Source organism: Clostridium sp. FP1 (assembly GCF_011065975.2).
Taxonomy (GTDB): Bacteria; Bacillota; Clostridia; order Clostridiales; family Clostridiaceae; genus Clostridium_AD; species Clostridium_AD tagluense.
In genome coordinates this window covers 2,572,590-2,594,114 of the sequence record NZ_JAAMNJ020000001.1, presented here as the reverse complement: position 1 = coordinate 2,594,114, position 21,525 = coordinate 2,572,590, and the positions used below count along the sequence as shown (strand labels likewise).

Annotated in this window: 11 protein-coding genes; 5 read left to right on the top strand and 6 right to left on the bottom strand. The window is 29.0% G+C overall.

Annotated elements, in window-relative coordinates; translation table 11 throughout:
* Positions 1-190: 190 nt before the first annotated feature.
* Entirely contained in the window at positions 191-7,702 is a 7,512-nt protein-coding gene (locus tag G9F70_RS12425; RefSeq protein ID WP_164947077.1) for a non-ribosomal peptide synthetase, read from the bottom strand.
* A gap of 314 nt (positions 7,703-8,016) precedes the next feature.
* On the opposite strand from G9F70_RS12425, the gene G9F70_RS12420 reads away from it, so the two are divergent.
* Positions 8,017-8,727 carry a 4'-phosphopantetheinyl transferase family protein gene (locus tag G9F70_RS12420; protein ID WP_164947078.1) on the top strand — a complete coding sequence of 237 codons (711 nt, stop codon included), beginning with the start codon at positions 8,017-8,019 and terminating at the stop codon, positions 8,725-8,727.
* 93 nt (positions 8,728-8,820) lie between these two features.
* Here G9F70_RS12420 and carB read toward each other — a convergent pair whose 3' ends face one another.
* Both carB and G9F70_RS12410 read right to left on the bottom strand, forming a co-directional pair.
* Positions 8,821-12,027, bottom strand: coding sequence for a carbamoyl-phosphate synthase large subunit (carB, locus tag G9F70_RS12415; protein ID WP_164947079.1), 3,207 nt, complete (start codon positions 12,025-12,027; stop codon positions 8,821-8,823).
* Between the two features lie 102 nt (positions 12,028-12,129).
* Positions 12,130-13,176: a carbamoyl phosphate synthase small subunit gene (locus G9F70_RS12410; RefSeq protein ID WP_164947080.1), complete on the bottom strand. Its 1,047-nt coding sequence runs from the start codon at positions 13,174-13,176 to the stop codon at positions 12,130-12,132.
* 675 nt (positions 13,177-13,851) lie between these two features.
* On the opposite strand from G9F70_RS12410, the gene G9F70_RS12405 reads away from it, so the two are divergent.
* Positions 13,852-14,745 carry an FUSC family protein gene (locus G9F70_RS12405; protein ID WP_164947081.1) on the top strand — a complete coding sequence of 298 codons (894 nt, stop codon included), beginning with the start codon at positions 13,852-13,854 and terminating at the stop codon, positions 14,743-14,745.
* 56 nt (positions 14,746-14,801) lie between these two features.
* On the opposite strand, the gene G9F70_RS12400 is transcribed toward G9F70_RS12405, so the two are convergent.
* A complete protein-coding gene (locus G9F70_RS12400; RefSeq protein ID WP_164947082.1) occupies positions 14,802-15,659 on the bottom strand; it encodes a DegV family protein in 858 nt (285 codons plus the stop codon).
* Between the two features lie 333 nt (positions 15,660-15,992).
* Here G9F70_RS12400 and G9F70_RS12395 point away from each other — a divergent pair, with 333 nt between their 5' ends.
* Together G9F70_RS12395 and G9F70_RS12390 are read left to right on the top strand one after the other, a co-directional pair.
* Positions 15,993-16,811 carry a hypothetical protein gene (locus G9F70_RS12395; RefSeq protein ID WP_164951122.1) on the top strand — a complete coding sequence of 273 codons (819 nt, stop codon included), beginning with the start codon at positions 15,993-15,995 and terminating at the stop codon, positions 16,809-16,811.
* 171 nt (positions 16,812-16,982) lie between these two features.
* Complete coding sequence (locus G9F70_RS12390) at positions 16,983-18,221, top strand: MDR family MFS transporter (RefSeq protein ID WP_164947084.1); 1,239 nt, start codon at positions 16,983-16,985, stop codon at positions 18,219-18,221.
* A gap of 58 nt (positions 18,222-18,279) precedes the next feature.
* On the opposite strand, the gene yfcE is transcribed toward G9F70_RS12390, so the two are convergent.
* Positions 18,280-18,822 (bottom strand): phosphodiesterase, encoded by a 543-nt coding sequence (gene yfcE, locus G9F70_RS12385; RefSeq protein ID WP_164947085.1) that lies wholly within the window; start codon positions 18,820-18,822, stop codon positions 18,280-18,282.
* A 24-nt stretch (positions 18,823-18,846) separates the two neighbouring features.
* Positions 18,847-20,349, bottom strand: coding sequence for a LexA family protein (locus G9F70_RS12380; RefSeq protein ID WP_164947086.1), 1,503 nt, complete (start codon positions 20,347-20,349; stop codon positions 18,847-18,849).
* Positions 20,350-20,557: 208 nt separating this feature from the next.
* On the opposite strand from G9F70_RS12380, the gene pdaA reads away from it, so the two are divergent.
* Positions 20,558-21,472 carry a delta-lactam-biosynthetic de-N-acetylase gene (gene pdaA, locus G9F70_RS12375; protein ID WP_224617546.1) on the top strand — a complete coding sequence of 305 codons (915 nt, stop codon included), beginning with the start codon at positions 20,558-20,560 and terminating at the stop codon, positions 21,470-21,472.
* Positions 21,473-21,525: the final 53 nt, after the last annotated feature.

Here is a 21,525-nt window from a genome sequence, read left to right as displayed (position 1 = left end):
CGCCTGTAATGTGTAAGCATATTACAGATGCAATGCGTATTGGGAGAATACACCTTTCACTGCTAAATATGCGTATTAAAAAACACGTCACAGGTTCAATTATCTGTGACGTGTTTTATTTATAATTGCTTTTTGACTACTCTTCAATATTAAAGCATCCTTAAAACTCAACTTTAAAAAAACTTACAACTTATAAAAATTTAACTTTTTCACAATGCTCTAGCATTTTTTTTATAGCAAGTTCATCTAGTTTACCCCATTCAAAGGCTAATTTTTTCAAAATAAAATCTGTTCTTTCGCTAACAGTTATAAATGATGTTAATTGATCATCATCAAGTAACCCAAAATGAACCATAATATTATCAACATATTCTCTTAACTCTTCATCTTCACCTTTTGAAGAAATGTAGGCTAAAAATTCTTCTATATCTTTAAGTTTGATATTTTCATATTTCATTTTTAATACTTGCGCTAAGTAACTAGTACTAACTTTATTAGGATTTTCTAAATGAAAAGCTTCATTATTTAAGTTGTTCTTATTAAAAAGAAGAACAATTGCTTTAGAGAGCTGATCTACAAAACAAAAATCAAGTGTATTGCCTTTTATATTAGGCACACAATTAAGTTTAATAAAAGATTTTATATTTTGATAAAAAGCATTTTCATTTATATTTTCTTGGAATAATCCAGTTTCATAATTGAATGTAACATTTCCAACTCTAAATATTTTAGTATTTAACAAGTTTTTCCCCGCTTGTTCTACTAATTTTTCAGCCTCTAATTTTGTGCGGACATATACATTGTCACACTCTTGACCTATGTCAATATTTGATTCAGAAAACATAACTAAATTTGTATTAGGAATGCTTCCATATGCAACACTCATAGTAGATATTTGGTTAAAATCTTTTCTTACGCCTTTTTTAGCAAACTCAAGAAGTCGTTTTGTACCTAGAACATTTACATCATAAGAATCCTCATATTTTCCATAGTGCTTTACATTAGCAGCAGAATTAATTATACAATCTATTTCCATACAAAGCTTATCATAAGTATAATTATCCATTCCTAAATATTCATCGGATATATTGCCTGTTAAGATATTTATTCTATGCTTATACCTTAGATAGAATTCTTTTCCAAAATAGAAATCAGTTTTCAGTGTAATTCTTTTTTCAGCTTCCATAGTATTTATTCCTCTTAACAATAAATGTATTGTACTATTTGTACTAAATATAAGTTCCTTTAAAATATTTATACCTACATATCCCGTGGCACCTGTAAGCAAAATATTTTTGTAGGATATTTCAGAATTTAGATTTAATTTTTCATATTTTTGTATGTCTTCTATATATGAATCGTATATAAGTTTTATAGATTGAGGCATTACATTATCATCAAGTTTCATAACGGCAATCATATCTTGAACCTCTTTGTTTTTCAAAAGTAACTTCTCTTTTTTATTTTTAATGTTCGAAGCTAATTCTTGTATAGTCGGATATTTAAATATATCATTTATCGCGATAATAAACTCTTTTGATAATTTCGAAACTACTGAAATAGCTTTTAGAGAATTACCCCCAACATCAAAAAAATTTGAATTAATACTTATTTTTTTTATCCCTAATATTTCACTCCATACTATTGAAATTTTTTCATCAATATCATTTCTTGGTGCTATATATTCTGCATCTATATTAGATAAATCAGGAATAGGTAGGGCTTTTTTATCAACTTTTCCATTTAAATTAATAGGCATATTTTCAAGTTGCATTATATATGTCGGAATCATATATGTTGGAAGTTCCTTTTTCAAAAATGCCTTCAATTCTTTCGAAGAAATTTTCTCTTCACTAACAATATATCCGCATAAATATTTGTTTCCGTTCTCATCTATTTTATCTATTACTGCTACTTCTTTTATTTTTGAATGTTTTAATAATTGCGCTTCTATTTCTCCAAGTTCTACTCTGAAACCTCTGATTTTTACTTGATAATCAATTCTTCCCATAAAATCTATATTTCCATCTGGTAACCACTTTGCAAAATCACCTGTTTTATATATTTTTTCTCCTTTTACATAAGGATTTTCTATGAATTTATCTTTTGTAAGTTCTTTTCTATTTAAATATTCTCTTGCTACTCCATCTCCACCTACACACAGCTCACCTGGTACTCCCATTGGAAGTAATTTATTATTCTTATCAATTATATATGCTGTTGAATTTGATACCGGTTTACCTATTGGTACAGCCTTATTTTCATCCCATTCGCCCACAACTTCATACACTGTAGAAATTACTGAGTTTTCTGTTGGGCCATATGCATTTAAAAGCTTCAAGCTTTTATATACTTTGGTTATTTTACTTACTTGCTTACTTGACAGAACATCTCCACCAACTAGTAAATATCTTAAGTTTTTAAATAGTTCTATGTTATTTTGACTATATTGATTAAATAGTGGTGTTGGCATAAGCATTATTGTTATTTTATTTTCATTAATATAAGTTTCTAATGCGGCCTCATCAATTATTAAAGTTTTATTTTCAACATGTAATGATGCACCATTTAATAATGCAATCCATATTTGAAATACTGAAGCATCAAAAGATAGTGAACCTGATTGTAAAATTTTATCACACTCTTGAATTTCAATATAATTTGGATTATTAACAACCTTTATCAAACTTCTATTTTCTATACATACTCCTTTAGGTTTTCCTGTTGAACCTGATGTATAGATTACATATGCTAAATCTTTATAAGTATTTATTGTTTTTAAATTCATTAAACTTTCCTTTTGAATTTCTTCACTTTGAAACTTAATTAGCTCTAAATTAAGTTCATATAAATTAAAATTTTCAAAATGTTCTTCTTTACCAATTACTATACTACAATTACAATCACAAAGCATATATTTTATTCTAGATTCTGGATACTCTTCGTCAACTGGAAGATATGCTCCACCAGCCTTTATTACAGCTATCATTGATATTATAGCGACTATACTTCGGTCACATATTACCGGTACTATGCTATCCGTAGTTACACCTTTATTTCTCAACAAATGTGCTAACTGATTTGCCTTTTCATTTAATTCTCTATAGGTAAGCTCTTTTCCATTAGATACAAGTGCCACTTTTTCTTGTGATTTTGCTACAATTTGTTCAAATAACTCTTTAATAGTAATGTTATTTAGATATTGACGTTTTGTATCATTGAACTTATTAATTATTAAATCTTTCTCATTTTTAGATAAAATATCAATTTTACCAATAGGGGTATCTAATGCATTAAGCACTTCTCTTAAAATATTTTGATAATGTTTTGAAAAGTTCTCCATTGTTTTTTTGTTGTATAACGATGTTTGATATTCTATTACACCTGATACTTTTTCATTATTTTCTTTAAGTATCATGGAAATATCAAATTTTGATGTTTTATTCTTTACTTCATAACTTGCTATTTCTGTATTTTCAAAATTTAAAGCGTCAATGGCTAAATTTTGAAATGAAAAAATCACATCAAAAATAGATGATTTATTTATTTCTAATTTTTCAATAATATTTTTAAGGTCATAATCTTGATTTTCGAATGCCTTTATAGAATTTAACTTTACTTCGCTTAAGAAATTTCTGAAATTCATATTAGCATTTAATTTATTTCTTAAGGGCAGTGTATTTACAAACATACCTACTGTATTTTTTAAATCTTCGTGTGTTCTTCCAGCAACTGGAGTTCCTATGATTAAATCTTCTTGTCCACTATATTTATATAGAAGCACATTATATGCTGCTGTATAGAACATAAACTTTGTTACGCCTAAACTGTTTATAATCTTATTTATTCCACTGGATATAGTCTTGTCTATTCCAAATTTTAAAGAAGTTCCTTCAAAATTTCCAGTGGAACGTTTTTTATAATTCGAAGATATGTTAACCACAGGCAGTTCCCCTCTGAACTTGTCAGTCCAGTATTTTTCTTGAGTTCCTAATAATCCATTTTCATAGGATTTGTTTTGCCAATTTGAAAAATCTTTATATTGAACTTTTGTATTTTCAAGTTTTTCTCCGTTATATAAGGCAGATAATTCTTTTATTATTATGCCTATTGAAACGCCGTCAGAAATAATATGATGCATATCAATGGTTAGCATAACTACATCACAAAACTCAACAATTGCAGCTCTAATAAGAGGGCTTTTGCTTAAATCAAATGGTTTTAAAAATTTATAAGTGTCACATTCATTTATATCAAAGTTTTCATTGGTTTTTGTACATTCAACTTTTAAATCTACTGTATCATCTATCTTTTGGAATACATCACCCTTAATTATATGAAAGCTTGTTCTTAATGCTTCATGTCTATTTATTAATTCACAAAGAGCTTTTTCAAAGCGACATTTATCAAATTGACCTTTAATTAAATATGCAAAAGTCATATTATAGTTTGTACTGCCTATATCCATTTGGTTTACTGCATACATTCTTTTTTGAACTGCTGATGCTTCATAATAATCGGTTTCATCAGCTTTTTCTATTCCTTTAAAGTTTGAATTGTTACTATTTTCAAAAAAGTCTTTAGGTTTTACTGCCATTTCATTTAAATATTCTGCTAATTCTTCTATGCAAGGCATAGCAAATATATCTGATGCACTAATTTTCAGCTTAATCTCTTTATTAATTTTCGAAACTAAATTTACAGCAATTAAAGAATGTCCTCCTAATTCAAAAAAATTATCTTTTATGCTGATTTTTTTAGTATTGAATATTTTGCACCAAATATTTGCAAGTTTTTCTTCCATTTCATTTCTAGGTTTAATAAATTCTACATCACTCTGTGATAAGATAGGAAGAGGAAGTGCTTTTCTATCAACTTTTCCATTGCAATTAATAGGCATTTTTTCAAGTTGCGTTATATATGATGGAATCATATATAAGGGGAGTTCTTTTTTTAAAAATTCCTTTAATTCCTTAGAAGAAATTGTTTCTTCACTAACAAAATATCCGCACAAATATTTATTTCCATTTTCATCATCTTTATCTACTACTGTAGCTTCTTTTAATTTTGAATGTTTTAACAATCGTGCTTCTATTTCTTCAAGTTCTATTCTAAAACCCCTAATTTTCACTTGGTGATCCATTCTTCCTATAAAATCTATATTTCCATCTGGTAACCTTCTTGCAATGTCACCCGTCTTATATATTATTTTGCCCTTTACATAAGGGTTTTCTATGAATTTTTCTTTTGTAAGTTTTTCTCTATTTAAATATTCTTTTGCTATTCCATCCCCACCTAGACACAATTCTCCTGATACTCCTATGGGAAGCAAGTTGTTATTTTTATTCATTATGTAGGCGGTTGAATTGGATATTGATTTACCTATTGGTACAACCTTGTTTTCATCCCATTCACCTACCACTTCATATATTGTAGAAATTACTGAGTTTTCTGTTGGACCATAGGCATTAAAAATTTTTAAATTTTTATATGTCCTTGTTATCTTACTTACTTGTTTGCTTGACAAAACATCTCCGCCTACTATTAAGCCCTTCAAATTTTTAAATAATTCTATATTATTTCGACTATATTGATTAAATAGCGGTGTTGGCATAAGCATCATTGTTATTTCATTTTTGCTAATATAATTTTCTAGAGCATCATCATCAATCATTAAATTTTCATCTTCTAAATGTAAGGTCACACCATTTAATAAAGCAATCCAAACTTGAAACACTGAAGCATCAAAAGATAGTGAACCTGATTGAAGAATTTTATCATGCTTTTGGAGTTCAATATAACTTGGGTTATAAGCAAGATTTACCAACCCTCTATTTTCTATACACACTCCTTTAGGGTTTCCTGTGGACCCTGATGTATATATCAGATATGCTAAATCCTCAGGTGAGTTTATATTTTCAAGATTTTGTTTGCTTTCTTTAAATGTTTTTTCGCTATTTAAATCTAATAATTCTATATTTGTTTTTGCGAAAATCGCTTTACCTAAGTGATGTTTTTTAATTAATAGTATTTTACTGCTACTATCTTCAATCATATATTGTATTCTTGCCTCTGGATAATCTTCATCTATTGGAAGGTATGCACCCCCACTTTTTATAATGCCCAATATTCCAATTATCGTCTCTGCACTTCTATCACATAGTATGGGAACTATAGTGTTTCTTATTATTCCTTTTTTTCTTAATAAATTAGCAATTTGATTTGCTCTTTCGTTTAATTCTTTGTAAGTTAGATGGTTACCATTTGATACAATTGCAATTTTCTCTTCTAATGTTATACTGGTTTCTTCAAATAATTCTTTTACCGTTTTGTGTTTGGGATAATCCATTTCTGTATTATTAAATTCCTTTAATATTTTAATTTTATCTTCTTTTGAAATTATTTGTATTTCAGAAAGTTTTATATTTGAATTAATGATTATTTGATTAATAATTATTTCCATACATTGAAACATTGTCATAATTTCTTTTTCAGTATAATCCTTTATTCTATAATTAATTTCAAACTCGATGTCCTCATTTTTCACAAATTCCTTAGCAAGTATGTGAAGAGGAACATTTAAAGAATCTTGAGGAAATACTTCATTTTCAATACTTATTTTAGAAGTACTCCCGCTGTCAAATACATAATAATTTACACAAAGTTTAAATAGGGAATCAAATCCTTTTTTCTTTAGTTTCAAATCTTGAACCAATAAATCATAAGGATATTTTTGATTGCTGTAACAACTATTAAGCTCAGTGTTGATACTATTCAAAAATTCATCATAGCTAATATTATTAGCTATGTTTATTCTTAAAGGCATTGTTCCAGTAAACATCCCCATTGTGTTTTTTTGTCCTTCATTACTTCTATTAAAAGTTGCCACAGCCAATGTTATATCTTTTTCCTCAAGTATTTTATTAATATATATAGCAGAAACAGAAATTAAAAATCTATTCAAAGATATTTTATGTTCATTTAAAAAGATTTTAAGTTTTTTTGAAGTGTCATTCTTTAATATAAATCTTTTGATTTTCCCTTGAATGTTTTTTGAATTTACATATAAAGAATTCTCGTTTAAACTTGAGAATTTTTCATTCCAAAAATGTTTGTTTTTTACAAATTCATTTGAAGCCAAATATTTTTTTTCATAATTTACAAAGTCTATATAAGAATTTTCAACATCATTTGTTATAAGGTCTCCTTTATTTAATTTTTCGCAGATATCATTAATTTGCCTAAGTATTAGATTTACAGACATACCATCTAAGATAATATGATGTATAACGAAAAATAATCCCATTTTTTCATCGTTGATTTTATATATAAAGAATTTAAATAATAATTTATTTTCTTCATATAAATTTTTTTTAGATTCTATTTCACAAAATTCCTTAAATTTTTTTTCAATGTCTTTATCATCATAATGACTAAAATCTAGAAATGGAATATCAACAAATTCATAAGGCTTTACATATTGATATGGTTGTCCATTATTTTCACAAAAATTTAATCTTAATGAATCATTTTTTTCAATAATTAAATTTATTGCTTTCTCAAGTAGGAGAATATTAAATTTTTTGTCTATATTAATTTTACGTACAATATTATGCATTGATGTGTGAGGAAATAATAGTTCATTGTACCATATTCTTTTTTGTGGATGAGTTATCTCATGCTTTTTATTAATATTAATCATAAAGCGCCTCCAAAATTGTATACAAATAACATTCGTTATTTGTATATTTGTTGCCAAACATATATACTGTAATATGAAAATTTGTAATATTTTAAGATACAATTAGATATTTTACATTATTGTACCTATTATGTCAACACTCTCTCTTTTTAATTCTCTGCTTTTAGAAATAGAAATAATGCGCTCGTGGATATTATTGGTATATTGGTGTATACTGTTAATTTCCCAAGTATATTATTAAGCATCCATTCAAAAATAGCATTAGTTGTTTTTATTTCTTTAAAGGCTGAAAAACATATGGAGGTCAGATATGCATGGATATATATTCCGTTAATATTATTAATAAATTAAATGTGGGATTATACGATAATTTTTTATCGCTTATTGATGATGCTAAAAAGACAAAAATAAATAAATTTAAAAATAGTGATGATAAAATAAGAACGCTAATTGCCGATATATTAATTAGAAGTATTATATGTAACAAATTACAAATTTTCAACAAAGAAATAAAATACGAATATAATATTTATGGTAAACCTAAATTGAAAGACAATAAGGATTTTCATTTTAGTGTATCTCATTCTGGTAATTGGGTTATTGCTATTATAGATAATAAACCTATAGGCATTGATATTGAGCAAATATGTCCAATTAATTACATTGATATAGCTAAAATATCGTTTAACTATGATGAATATAATTGGTTATTATCTCAAAAAAAACAAAAAAGACTTGAATGCTTTTATAAATTATGGACATTAAAAGAAAGCTATATAAAAATGACGGGAACAGGTCTAGCAACGCCTTTAGATTCATTTTCTATATTATTTGATACGGAATATAATATTTCTATAAAAAATGAAAGCAATTCTGCAAGCGAAGTATATTTTAAAACATATACAATTGATAAAAACTATAAGTTAGCTGTATGTTCTGAAAATAATGACTTTACCTCCAAAATTAATTTTATGAATTATGAGATGTTATATAAAAAGCTCTTGTTTGCCGGAATTACATTATAATTCTTTAATTAACAACTTAATATTCACAATAAAAAAAACACGTAACAGGCATTGCTTTACCTGTTACGCATTTTATTAACAACTACTTTTTCACTAATCTACAATATTAAACACTTCTAGATTTGCACTCACAATCTTTTTCTTCATAAGTTCTACTATTGCTTTTGCAGTATCTAATGAAGTAACAACTAAAACGTTATTCTCAATAGCCGTCCTTCTAATCCTAAAGCCGTCTGTTTTGGAATCATTTCCTTTAGTAGGAGTATTTATTACTAAATCAACCTGTCTACTCTTTATTACATCAATTATATCAGGCTTTCCTTCTGTGATTTTTTTAACCTCTAAGGCTTCAATACCATTATCTTTTAATAGCTTAGCAGTGCCCTTGGTTGCTATAAATTTATAATTTAATTCGCTAAAACCTTTAGCTATATATATAAACTCTTTATAGTCCTGCGGGTTTATTGTGGCCAAGATAACCCCACTTTCTTTTTTAAATTTCATTCCAGAAGCTACAAAGCCTTTATACAAAGCCTCTTCAAAATTTCTTCCTATTCCTAGCACCTCTCCTGTGGACCTCATTTCCGGTCCTACGCACACCTCAACCTCTGGAAGTTTCTGAGTTGAGAATACTGGAACCTTAACTGACACTAATTTCGGCTCTTTGTAAACTCCGGTACCGTACCCTAAATCCGCTAGTTTTTCTCCTAGCATAACTCTTGTTGCCAATTCTACTATGGGTACTTTGCTAACCTTACTAATATATGGAACTGTACGACTAGCTCTTGGATTAACTTCTATTATATATAATTCATTTTTAAATTCTATAAACTGAATATTGATCATACCCATTACTTTAAGACCTATTGCTATTTTCCTCGTATATTCTAATATTTTTTCTTTTATAGTCTCCGATATGTTTTGGCTTGGATATATTGTTATACTATCCCCGGAGTGAACTCCCGCCCTCTCCAAATGTTCCATAATACCTGGTATTAATATTTCTTCCCCATCACAAATAGCATCAACTTCTATTTCTCTACCTAATAAATATCTATCTATTAAAACTGGATTTTTCTTATCCTTCTCAAAGGCATTCACTAAATAATGCTCCAGTTCCTCTTCTCCATAAGTTATTTCCATTCCCTGACCACCCAATACATAGGATGGTCTAACCAAAACCGGATAGCCTATGATTTTAGTCTCTTTTAACCCCTCTTCTAAATTCCAAACCGCTTTTCCCTTCGGTCTATTTATATCCAATTTTTCTAGTAATGCATCGAATTTTTCTCTATCTTCCGCCGCATCTATTTGTTCAGGCTTAGTTCCATATATAGGTATATTTTTCCCTTTTAAGAATTCAGCAAGATTAATAGCGGTTTGACCCCCAAATTGAAGAATAACTCCATCTGGTTTTTCTTTTTCTACAATATTCAATACTTCTTCTTCTGTTAATGGTTCAAAATATAATTTATCTGAAATATTAAAGTCTGTACTTACAGTTTCTGGATTGTTATTTACTATTATAGTCTCGATTCCTAGCTTTCTAAGAGCAATTACACTATGAACAGATGCGTAATCAAACTCAATACCTTGTCCTATTCTTATAGGACCTGAACCTATTACCATAACTTTCCTTTTATCACTTACCTCAACCTCATCATATTCATCATAAGTTGAATAGTAATACGGGGACAAAGCCTCAAATTCCCCTCCGCAGGTATCTACCATCTTATAAACAGGCTTAATGTTCCATATATTTCTCAGTTCATAGATCACGTTTGGTTTAACCCCTAATAAATCTGAAATTCCCTTATCTGAAAATCCCTTTTTCTTTAATAATTGCAACCACTCTTTATTAATATCTCCTAGGTCAGATTTTTTTATCTTTTCCTCTTCATCTACTATCCACTTAATTTTATTTACAAAGAATTTATCCATACCTGTAATTTCCGCAACCTTTTCCACCATATAATCGCGTCTAAGCATTTCAGCTAAATGAAATATTCTCTCATCATCAGGGGCCATTACATTATCCTTCAATTCTTGCAAACTTTTTTGTGCTAAGGAGTCATCTTGCAATGAATATTTTCCGATTTCTAAAGAGCGAATTCCTTTTAATAAAGCTGCTTCAAAATTACTTCCAATTGCCATTATTTCCCCTGTAGCCATCATCTTTGTGCCTAAAACTCTATTTGCATCTTGAAACTTGTCAAAAGGCCACTTAGGAATTTTAACTACCACATAGTCTAGAGAAGGTTCAAAACAAGCATAGGTTTTTTGTGTAACTGCATTTTCTATCTCATCTAGTGCATATCCTAGAGCTATTTTCGCTGCTACTTTTGCAATGGGATATCCCGTAGCCTTAGAGGCTAGAGCGGAGGATCTACTTACCCTTGGATTAATCTCTATAACTGCATACTCAAAGCTTTTGGGATGTAGAGCAAGTTGAACATTGCATCCACCTTCTATTCCTACATTGTTTATAATGTCTATGGATGCACTTCTAAGCATTTGGTATTCTTTATCAGAAAGAGTTTGACTCGGTGCTACAACAATACTATCTCCGGTATGTATCCCTACAGGGTCTATATTTTCCATATTACATACGCAGATACAATTACCACGTTTGTCTCTCATCACTTCATATTCTATCTCTTTCCAGCCTTTAATACTCTTTTCTAGAAGCACCTGCCTTATAGAACTTAATTGTAATCCAAGTTCTAATATTTCAATCAGTTCTTCCTCGCTTTCGGCAATTCCACCACCACTTCCACCTAACGTATAAGCCGGTCTTACAATTACAGGATAGCCTATTTCGCTAGCAAAGCGCACTCCATCTTCTATTTCTGTAACAATTTCACTTTCTACAACTGGCTGGTTAATTTCCTGCATAAGATTTCTAAATATTTCTCTATCCTCACCTTTTTTTATAGCTTCTATAGATGTACCGATTACTCTCACATTATATTTATCTAAAATGCCATTATCAGATAATTCTACAGCTAAATTCAAGGCTGTTTGCCCACCCATACCAGAAAGCATGCTATCCGGTCTTTCTTTTTCAATAATTTTCTCTAAAAACTCTATAGTCAGCGGTTCTATATAAACAATGTCCGCAACCTCTTTATCTGTCATTATTGTTGCCGGATTACTATTTACAAGCACAACTTCTATGCCTTCCTCTTTTAATGCTTGACAAGCTTGCGTTCCAGAATAATCAAATTCAGCAGCTTGCCCTATTATTATGGGCCCCGACCCAACTACTAATACTTTTTTTATGCTTTTATCTAATGGCATATAAATCCTCCTCTATATTATCTTTTGTTTAATTCTATTTGTATATCCCAAATTTCATCTACTTTGTATTTTACTCTTATACTTGCAATTCTCAATACTAACTTAGATTATCGAAAGGAATTTATCGAAAATTGCATCTATATCCTTAGGTCCAGGACAAGCTTCCGGATGGAACTGCACAGAGGATATTGGCATATTCTTATGTTTCATACCTTCTATAGTTCCATCATTTACGCTTACATGCGTAACTTCCATTTCTTCTGGGAGTACGCTTACATAATATCCGTGGTTTTGTGATGTAATATACACCTTATTTTCTTGTATATCTTTAACAGGATGATTACATCCTCTATGACCAAATTTAAGTTTTTCGGTTTTACCACCAAGGGCTAAAGCTAAAAGTTGATGTCCTAGGCAAATTCCAACTATAGGTTTTTTACCTATAATTTCTTTTAGCACCTTAATTACACCCTTTAAATCTTCTGGGTCTCCAGGGCCATTTGATAAAAATATCAAATCCGGATTAACCTTTAATATTTCTTTCGCAGATGTATCCGCAGGAAATACTGTTAATTTGCAATTTCTTTGCATAAATGATCTCAGAATATTTTCTTTTATTCCAAAGTCCAAAACAGCCACATGAGGCCCCGTGCCGTAAATAACATAAGGTTCTTTTGTAGTAACCTTCATTATAGCATCAGTGTTATTAAATGCCACAAGCTTTTGCTTTATTTCACTTTGCGATAATTCCTTCGTAGTAATAATACCTTTCATAGTTCCCTTATTTCTAAGTATTTTTGTTAATGCTCTTGTATCAATACCTTCTAGGCCCATTATTTTATTTTGCTTAAAATATCCCTCTAAATCCATTTCACATCTAAAGTTATTAGGGTTATCACATTTTTCTCTAACAATAAAGCCCTTGACCTTGGGTGACTTCGACTCTACATCTTCTAAATTAATTCCGTAATTTCCAATGAGCGGATATGTCATAGTTACTATCTGACCATAATAAGATGGATCCGTTAAGATTTCTTCATATCCAGTCATACCTGTATTAAAAACTACTTCCCCCACACTTTCCTCTAAATACCCAAATATATTACCCTCAAATATTATTCCATTCTCTAAAATCAATTTACCTTTCATCTTAAATCCTCCTACATAAAAATCATTTTTTAAAACGTCAAAACTCACTAATGAATATTTATACAATTTTTATGTATAATATTTTTTCTTCTTATATGCCGTATTTTTAATTATTTTTATTGGTATTGCTAGTTTATTTTTATTAATTATATGTTAATTATCATGATAAAGCAATATTTTTCTTGTTTTTTTATTCATTTATTGTAATAATTATTCACCTTAAAATATACTTATCAACTAAAACCATTTTTTTAAACAAAATAAAGGATAACAAAGAGACTATTTAAATAATCTTTTTGTTATCCTTATTAATATATTGATTATATTTATTAACGAAATAGAAAATATACTTACAGTTTTATTGCAAATATTACCAACTGTGTTATATTTAATAGTACTAAATTTAAATTTTTCTACGCAAAAAAAACATGTCATAATAATCTATACTCCTTCCTAGCCTCACAGGACTAACTTAAAAGTGTACTTCTTTTTATATATATAATTTATAATTTCTTCTTAGTTTAATTTAGATTTTGCAATTTGTCAATGCATAAATATAATTTTTAGTTGCAAATTAGTTGGAATTTGGTAAAATATAAGATGTGTTTAAAATTATTTACAAGAATTTAACCATATTTCAAGACTAAAGGTGTGGTTTGACTAGGAGGCAACAGTATGCAAAAAATAGGAATGAGAAATATTAAAACTGCAATTTCAGTTTTTTTATGCATAATTATATTAAGGTTTTTTCATAACCAAAATCCCTTTTATGCATGTATAGCTGCAGTAATAACAATGCAAAGCACTGTACACAATTCTTTTACTACAGGTAAAAATAGGATGATTGGTACTATCATAGGTGCGATTTGGGGATTAATATTCGCACTTATAAGTCCTAATAACGTATTTCTTATCGGTATAGGCATAATATTTGTAATTTATTTTTTGAACCTTCTTAATAGAAAAAATTCTATTATCATTGCATGTGTAGTTTTTTTAGCAATAATGACGAATCTTAAACAAGGCACTCCGCTAGTTTATAGTTCCAATAGAGTTATAGAAACTTTTGTTGGTATATTTGTATCAGTTTTAGTAAACTATCTTATATTCCATCCTAAATTTTTAGATAACTTGCATAAAGACGGAAAATTTTTAATTCATAATATTTTTATAACATCTAAAGATGTATTTAATTTTAATGGAGATATTAATATTTCTGGCTTAAACCTTCAAATATCCAAATTGGAAAAATCATTAGACTCCTACTTAAGTGAAATACAAAGTGAAGGTGCTGAAAAACAACATGTTAACAAAATTAATAAAGTTATAGATACTTCAAAAACTGCTTATAATCATCTAGTTATATTAAATTCTATAACATTCACAAATTCGCCTTGTAATTGCTATTTTAATGAAAGTAACCGCTTTAACATAAATGAATTGTTCCATGAAGATATACTTAGTACATCTTACATAAATAACGATATAAACATAGTATTTAACTTTCATGTTCAGCATTTACTTGAAACACTAACTATTTTAAGAGAACTTTACTCAGAAGAATATTGAGTTATTTAATAAGCAAAGCCATACTGCGAATTCACAGCATGGCTTTGCTTGTTATTTTATAAATCTGTCTTTGTATAATAAACAATACCTAATGCACCAGGTCCAACATGAGTTCCTATTACAGGCCCAATTGGAGCTATATCTACTTTTTTACCTATACATTCTTCAATTGTTTTTGCAAAAGCTTGTGCCCCTTCTACATCATTTATGTGATGTATCATAACTTCGCCAAGTCCATGAGCGCTTATATCTTCAATAAATTTATCAATCATAGTTTGTATGGCACGTTTTTTAGTCCGTACTTTATTAAACAATTCTGTTTTCCCATCTACTACAGTGAGAATGGGTTTAATTTGAAAAATAGTACCTAGCAATGCACTTGCACCACCTATTCTGCCACCCTTTTTTAGATACTCTAAAGTATCAGGTATAAACAGAAATCTACTTCTTTTTATATTGTCTTTTACGTTGCAAGCTACTTCAGCTATTGATTTTCCATTTTGTGCTGCAATCGCCCCCGTTAATGCTGCAAATCCAAGTTGCATACAATTAGATCTTGAATCTATAATCTGTATTAATGCATTTGGATAACTCTCAAGTATCATATTTTTTGCAAGGCATGCATTCGAATAGGTTCCACTCATTTCTGAAGATAGAAAAACACCAACAACTTCATTATTATTTTTTACATTTTTTTCTAGGATGCTGTACATTTCCTCTAATGATGGTTGTGATGAAGTGGGAATACTTGTGCTCTCATGCAGTTTTTCATAAAAAGTTTCGTTTTTAATATTGATTTCTTTAAACTCCTCATTTTCAAAAATAACAGTTAGTGAAGTTATAGAAATATCATATTTTTTTATTAACTCCTCGCTTATATACGAGGTACTATCCGTTATTATTTTTACGGTCATTGTCCACCCCCACTTGTTCATTATTAAATATATTATACTATATTCTTATGCTAAACAATACCCTAGAAGCTATGAATAATATAAATCATAATTATATTAAATTTATACCCACAATAACTGTAATATATTTCACAAAATATTAAATTATTTTAAACTCTTGCAAATAGCACTAAAATGCCTCCTCATATGGTATAATTATAAAGTGAAAAAGTAGGTGATATGAATAACTTTATTAACTGTTTCTTTTGAAATAAACAACTATTAAAATAAAATCTTTAATATAACTAATATAAAGATCAAGGGGAGGTGCTGCAAAAATATAGGTTAAATCGTATGGCTACCTATATTTGCAAGCAGGAAAATATGGATAAAGATAAAAATAAACAAACAGAAAAAGAAACTAATGAAAGTATAAATAGTTTGTATTCAAACAACAATTTAGAAAAGCATAAAACTAAATCTAGTGAAATGAATCAATTAAAGGATCATGCGGAAGGCCAAAAATACATAAAAGAAATGCATGAACTAGCAGATAAAAATGAATTTAAAAACAATATAATTGTTTTAGGACTTTTTATGGTTATAGCTGCTATAGTTGTGTTTTCTATATTAATGAACACCTCTTTCATGAAGTCAAAAACAGACGTCGCTACCAAGAAAACAACTACAGAAAGTACTGCTGATAATGACGCTAAATCTATTACATCCCAAGATAAGATTTATGGATATTTAGATGTAGAAGCAAATAGAACCTCCACACTAAAAAAAGCCATCGCCTTAAACAAAGGAACTAAAACAGGCGTTACTGTATATCTCTTGTCAGAAATTTTAAGATCCAACGACATTGCTATCCCTGTAGACACGTCTACTGTTAAACAGTTGGTAACAGATTTAACTTCAATGGATTGGAAAAAAAATACTGATCTTACTAAATTAAAAAAAGGAGATATATGTTTCACCACAGATGTGTCCGGAAAACCTGGTGTACCTTCCCACGCTTATGTGTTTATGGGTTGGTTAGAAGATGGTAAGACTGAATATGCTAATGTATGTGATGGTCAAATTCAAGAATATAATAATATACTTCATAAACGAAATTTATCTATTTCAGTTGATGAAACAGATAAATTCAGCTTTTTTCTTAGGAAATAAACGAAAAATGTAAATTTTTATAATAACAGACTAAGGATAGCCTAAGGGCTATCCTTTTATTTTTTAAAAAAATATTTTTACTGGAAATCTTTATAAAATTTTAGTAAAATGTAATTGACTGCATTTTAAAATTACTACAAATTGTAAAATGGAAAAAGTAAGGGGGAACTAATGAGAAATTCGAATATTTTAAAAACTTATTCTGGCTTACCTAGGAGTATTTATATTGTATTTTTCGCTAGAATTATTAACAGTATGGGTAGTTTTGTTCATCCATTTCTAACACTATTTCTTACTAAAAGCATGGGTCTTGGACTTAAAACTGTAGGTTTATTTTTAATGATGTCAGCCTTATCTTCAATACCTGGCTCACTAATAGGTGGAAAATTATCAGATCATATTGGCAGAAAAAAAATCATTATTATTTTTCAAGGTTTGGCAGCACTATGCCTTATCCCTTGTGCCTTTCTGGGTAAATCTATAATAATACCATATCTACTAATTCTTTCATCCTTTTTTGGAGGAGCTGTCCAACCAGCAAATAGTGCTATGATGGCAGATTTAACAAATACAGAAAATAGAAAATCCGCATACTCTCTTTTATATTTAGGAATTAATATAGGCTTTTCCCTTGGACCACTGATTGCAGGTTTTTTATACAATCATTATTTGAAAATTTTATTTTTAGGAGATGCAGCTACAACTATACTGTCATTAATACTAGTTGCTGTATTTGTAGAAGAGACCCTTCCCGCTAAGACAATCACAGAAGATAAAGTAATTAATGATTTTTATAACGAAAATGAAAAGGCCGAAGAAGGTAGCTTACTAAATGTGCTATTAAAAAGACCTTATCTTATAGCTTTTGCTACAATTTCAATGATTTATTCATTCATGTATTCTCAATTTGGCTTCATTACCCCAATGCAAATGGACAAACTTTTTAGTGCTGAGGGTCCAAAACTTTATGGCTCTATAATGGCTATTAATGGAGTAGTAGTAGTTACTATGACCACAATTATAGCTGCTGTAACAAAAAAACTTAGACCTATATTTAATATAGCCCTAGCTGGTTTATTTTTCTCTATAGGTTTTGGAATGCTATTTTTAGCAAAAACATTTACGGTATTTGTAATCTCTACAATTGTATGGACAATTGGTGAAATACTATCTGCCACTAATTCTGGAGTGTATATTGCAAATCATACACCAATGTCACACAGAGGTAGATTTAATTCAGTTATACCACTAATTACTGGTGCAGGCTTTGCGATTGGTCCCTTTATGATGAGCTTATTTATTAAAAATAGGGAAGTAAACTCCGCATGGCTTCTTGTGTTTTTCTTTGGCATCTTGGCTTCTACTTGTATGTATTTACTATATTTAAACGAAAAGAAAAAAGAAGCATAGTTTTACCCTAGACTTATACAAAAACATTAATGCCCAATATATCCTTGGGCATTATTTTTTATAATTTTATTTCTTTTATAACAGTTCCCTCTAAATCTTTTATTTGGAATAAATCATCTTGAAGTATTGCATAAGAATTAGGGTTGTTTTCCTTAGGTAATGATAGTGATCCTGGATTTAATACATATATTCTATTATGTTTTTTAGCTACTGGGAGATGTGTGTGACCGTGTACTAAAACATCATTTTCACTTAAATTTGGCATATTATCTTCATTATATATGTGTCCATGTGTCAAAAATAATCTTCTGTTATTGTATAATATTATAGAATAATCAGCCATCATAGGATACTCTATGAGCATTTGATCTACTTCACTATCACAGTTTCCTCTAACAGCTATTATCTTATCTTTATATTCATTTAATAGATTTGCTACTTCCTGAGGTTTGTACTCCTCGGGCAATGGATTTCTTGGTCCATGATATAATGCATCTCCTAGCATTACTATATAGCTGGCGCCTTCTTCTCTATAACGTTTTAATGCCTTTTTTAAAAAGAAAAGCGAACCATGTATGTCGGAAATAAAAAATATTTTCATTTCTACTTGACTCCTTCCATAAAATTAATTTTTGTGCTTTATAATACCTATAGCTGTGCCTATAATGTATGTATCTTCGCTATCTATTACAATAGGCTTATATTTTTCATTTTCTGGCATAAGTAATACTCTATCTTTGTTTATAGAAAGCCTCTTTAAAGTAGCGTTACCACCTATATCAACAGCTACAATATCTTTATTATTTGCAGCATGTTCTTGTCTTATTATTACATAATCTCCATGATTAATGTTTGCCCCAATCATACTGTCACCTTTAACCTTTAAAATAAAGGCATTTTTCACTCCCTTTAACCAATACTTTGGAAGATAAAATTTACCTTCTATTTCAGAATTAATAAGTATAGGTTCACCTGCTGCTATATCACTATATACAGGTAGTTCTAATAATTCTTCATTTATATACTCATAATCACCGTTTTCATCATTTAATAGAATATCTGATATTCTACTATAATCCCTCATGAATTTATAGGATCTGCTATGCCTTAAATCACAAAATTGAAAATTCTCCAATGATTTGATATCTAAATTTTTGTCCTTTATCTCCAACTGTTTTCTTTGAAGGATTTCTTGTGTTTTATAATTATTTTTAAATAAATGTATTTTTGCCTTTTCTCCTAGAGGTTTAGAATTAACTCTTTTGCCTTTTATCATCCAAGAATTAGTATTGTGAATCATATCTATATCAACAAGAAACATCATGTTAGAATAAGATTTTTCTTTAAATAATGCATTAATAAAATCTAACTGCACCTTAGTTAAATCATTACTTTTATCAACTATAATATGACAATACTTACCACGTGCAACAGTCTCCGCCATTAGTAGAGCATATATATTAATATCTTCATTATCAACTAAATTCTCTGACCTAAGCTTCTCATTATATGTAAGCATAAGCTGAAATATTGCTTTTCTAGCAGTAGAATTTTTAGGAATTTTTTGTGGTCCTTGTCCTTTTTCACATTTTCTTCCTGTTCTATTGCATTGCAAATAGGCATCAATTTTTAAATAATTACAACTTTTCATCCACTTTACTTCTTCAATAAAAAATTCAACATAACTCGCATGTAATATCCTTAGACTTGGATAAATATTTTTAATGTCCAATATGCAGTTTTTCATAATGCTATTTTTTTTATCATTACCTATTAGTTGCTCATTTTTTAATTTATATTTACTTTTATATTCTAAAAAATATCTATGTAAAATGCTTTCTAATGTAATCACATGAAATTTTCTTTCACTATTAGAAAATAGAGTTAAATAATCTAATCTAGTTTCTTTTTCTACTTTGTTATATATGTCTTCAATATAATTTATATCTTCATCCTTAGAAGCTAACATTAATATTTTATCCTCTTCATATAAACAATAATTGTTTTTTAAATAAAGACTTCTATAAATAGATGCAGTTGTCTTACCTGAACCTTGAATCCCTCTAATTGTGCTATATCTTGAGGGTTTGCTATGAATCATCCTTTGTTGCTCTAAAGTTAATTCCATTTCGTCACCTCCACTGTTGTAAACATAGTAATATTATACCTTAATTAGAGCCTAAAAGTATGGTTTTTCTATAATTGCTTATACTATAATAATGATTTTATTAAATTTTTTATAAATTTTGAATATATACAAGCATCTACTGAGCATACTAAGTTGTAGAACAATTTAAAAACTTTTCTAAATAGGATGAGAACTAGGGGTGATTAGTGTGAAATCAAGAATATTGAGTATTATTATTTCTTCGATGCTTACAGTTACCTGTTTATCAACTGCTGTTTATAGCAAAGAATTAAGATGTAGCTCAATTATAGACTCTAAAAATGAATATATTAACTATCATAACAAGGATAATTCAAAAACAGCTGACCTAATAAAATTTTTCAAAAACGTCTTTAGTAATAATATTGCGCTCAATGGTTTAAGTACTAAAGAATATAATTGGTATTTCCAGCCCCGCAATGACAATACGCCACCTGAAGGACCTAAAGAAACTATTAAAATTATATCAAATTATGAGTGTTATTATTTAGGAGACACATCAAAAAAGACACTGTATTTAACTTTTGATGAGGGATATGAAGCTGGTTATACTGCTCCTATTCTAGATGTTTTAAAAAAACATAATGTGAAAGCAGCTTTTTTTGTTGTAAAACCCTATATTACTTCTAACCCAGAATTAATTAAAAGAATGGTAGATGAAGGGCACTTAGTATGCAACCACAGTAATCACCATCCTTCAATGGCTTCAATAGTAGACGTGGAAAAATTCAATAGAGAGTTATCTGATGTAGAGGCTGAATTTGAGAATGTTACAGGAAAAAAAATATCTAAATATTTTAGACCTCCTATGGGCAAATATAGTGAGCTATCCTTACAATATACTCAAAATTATGGTTATAAAACCATATTTTGGAGTTTTGCTTATATGGATTGGCTTACTGATAAACAACCCTCCCATGAAAATGCAAAAAAACGTATTATGCAAAGAACTCACAATGGTGGAATTATGTTACTACACGCAGTATCAAAAACCAATGCCGAAATATTAGATGATGTAATTACACAATGGAAAAGTCAAGGATATGAGCTGAAAACACTAGATGAATTGCCTTCAAAACATTAATCATCACTGAAGGTGTTACAAATTACCTTCGCTGATGAAGCGTTATTCCAAGA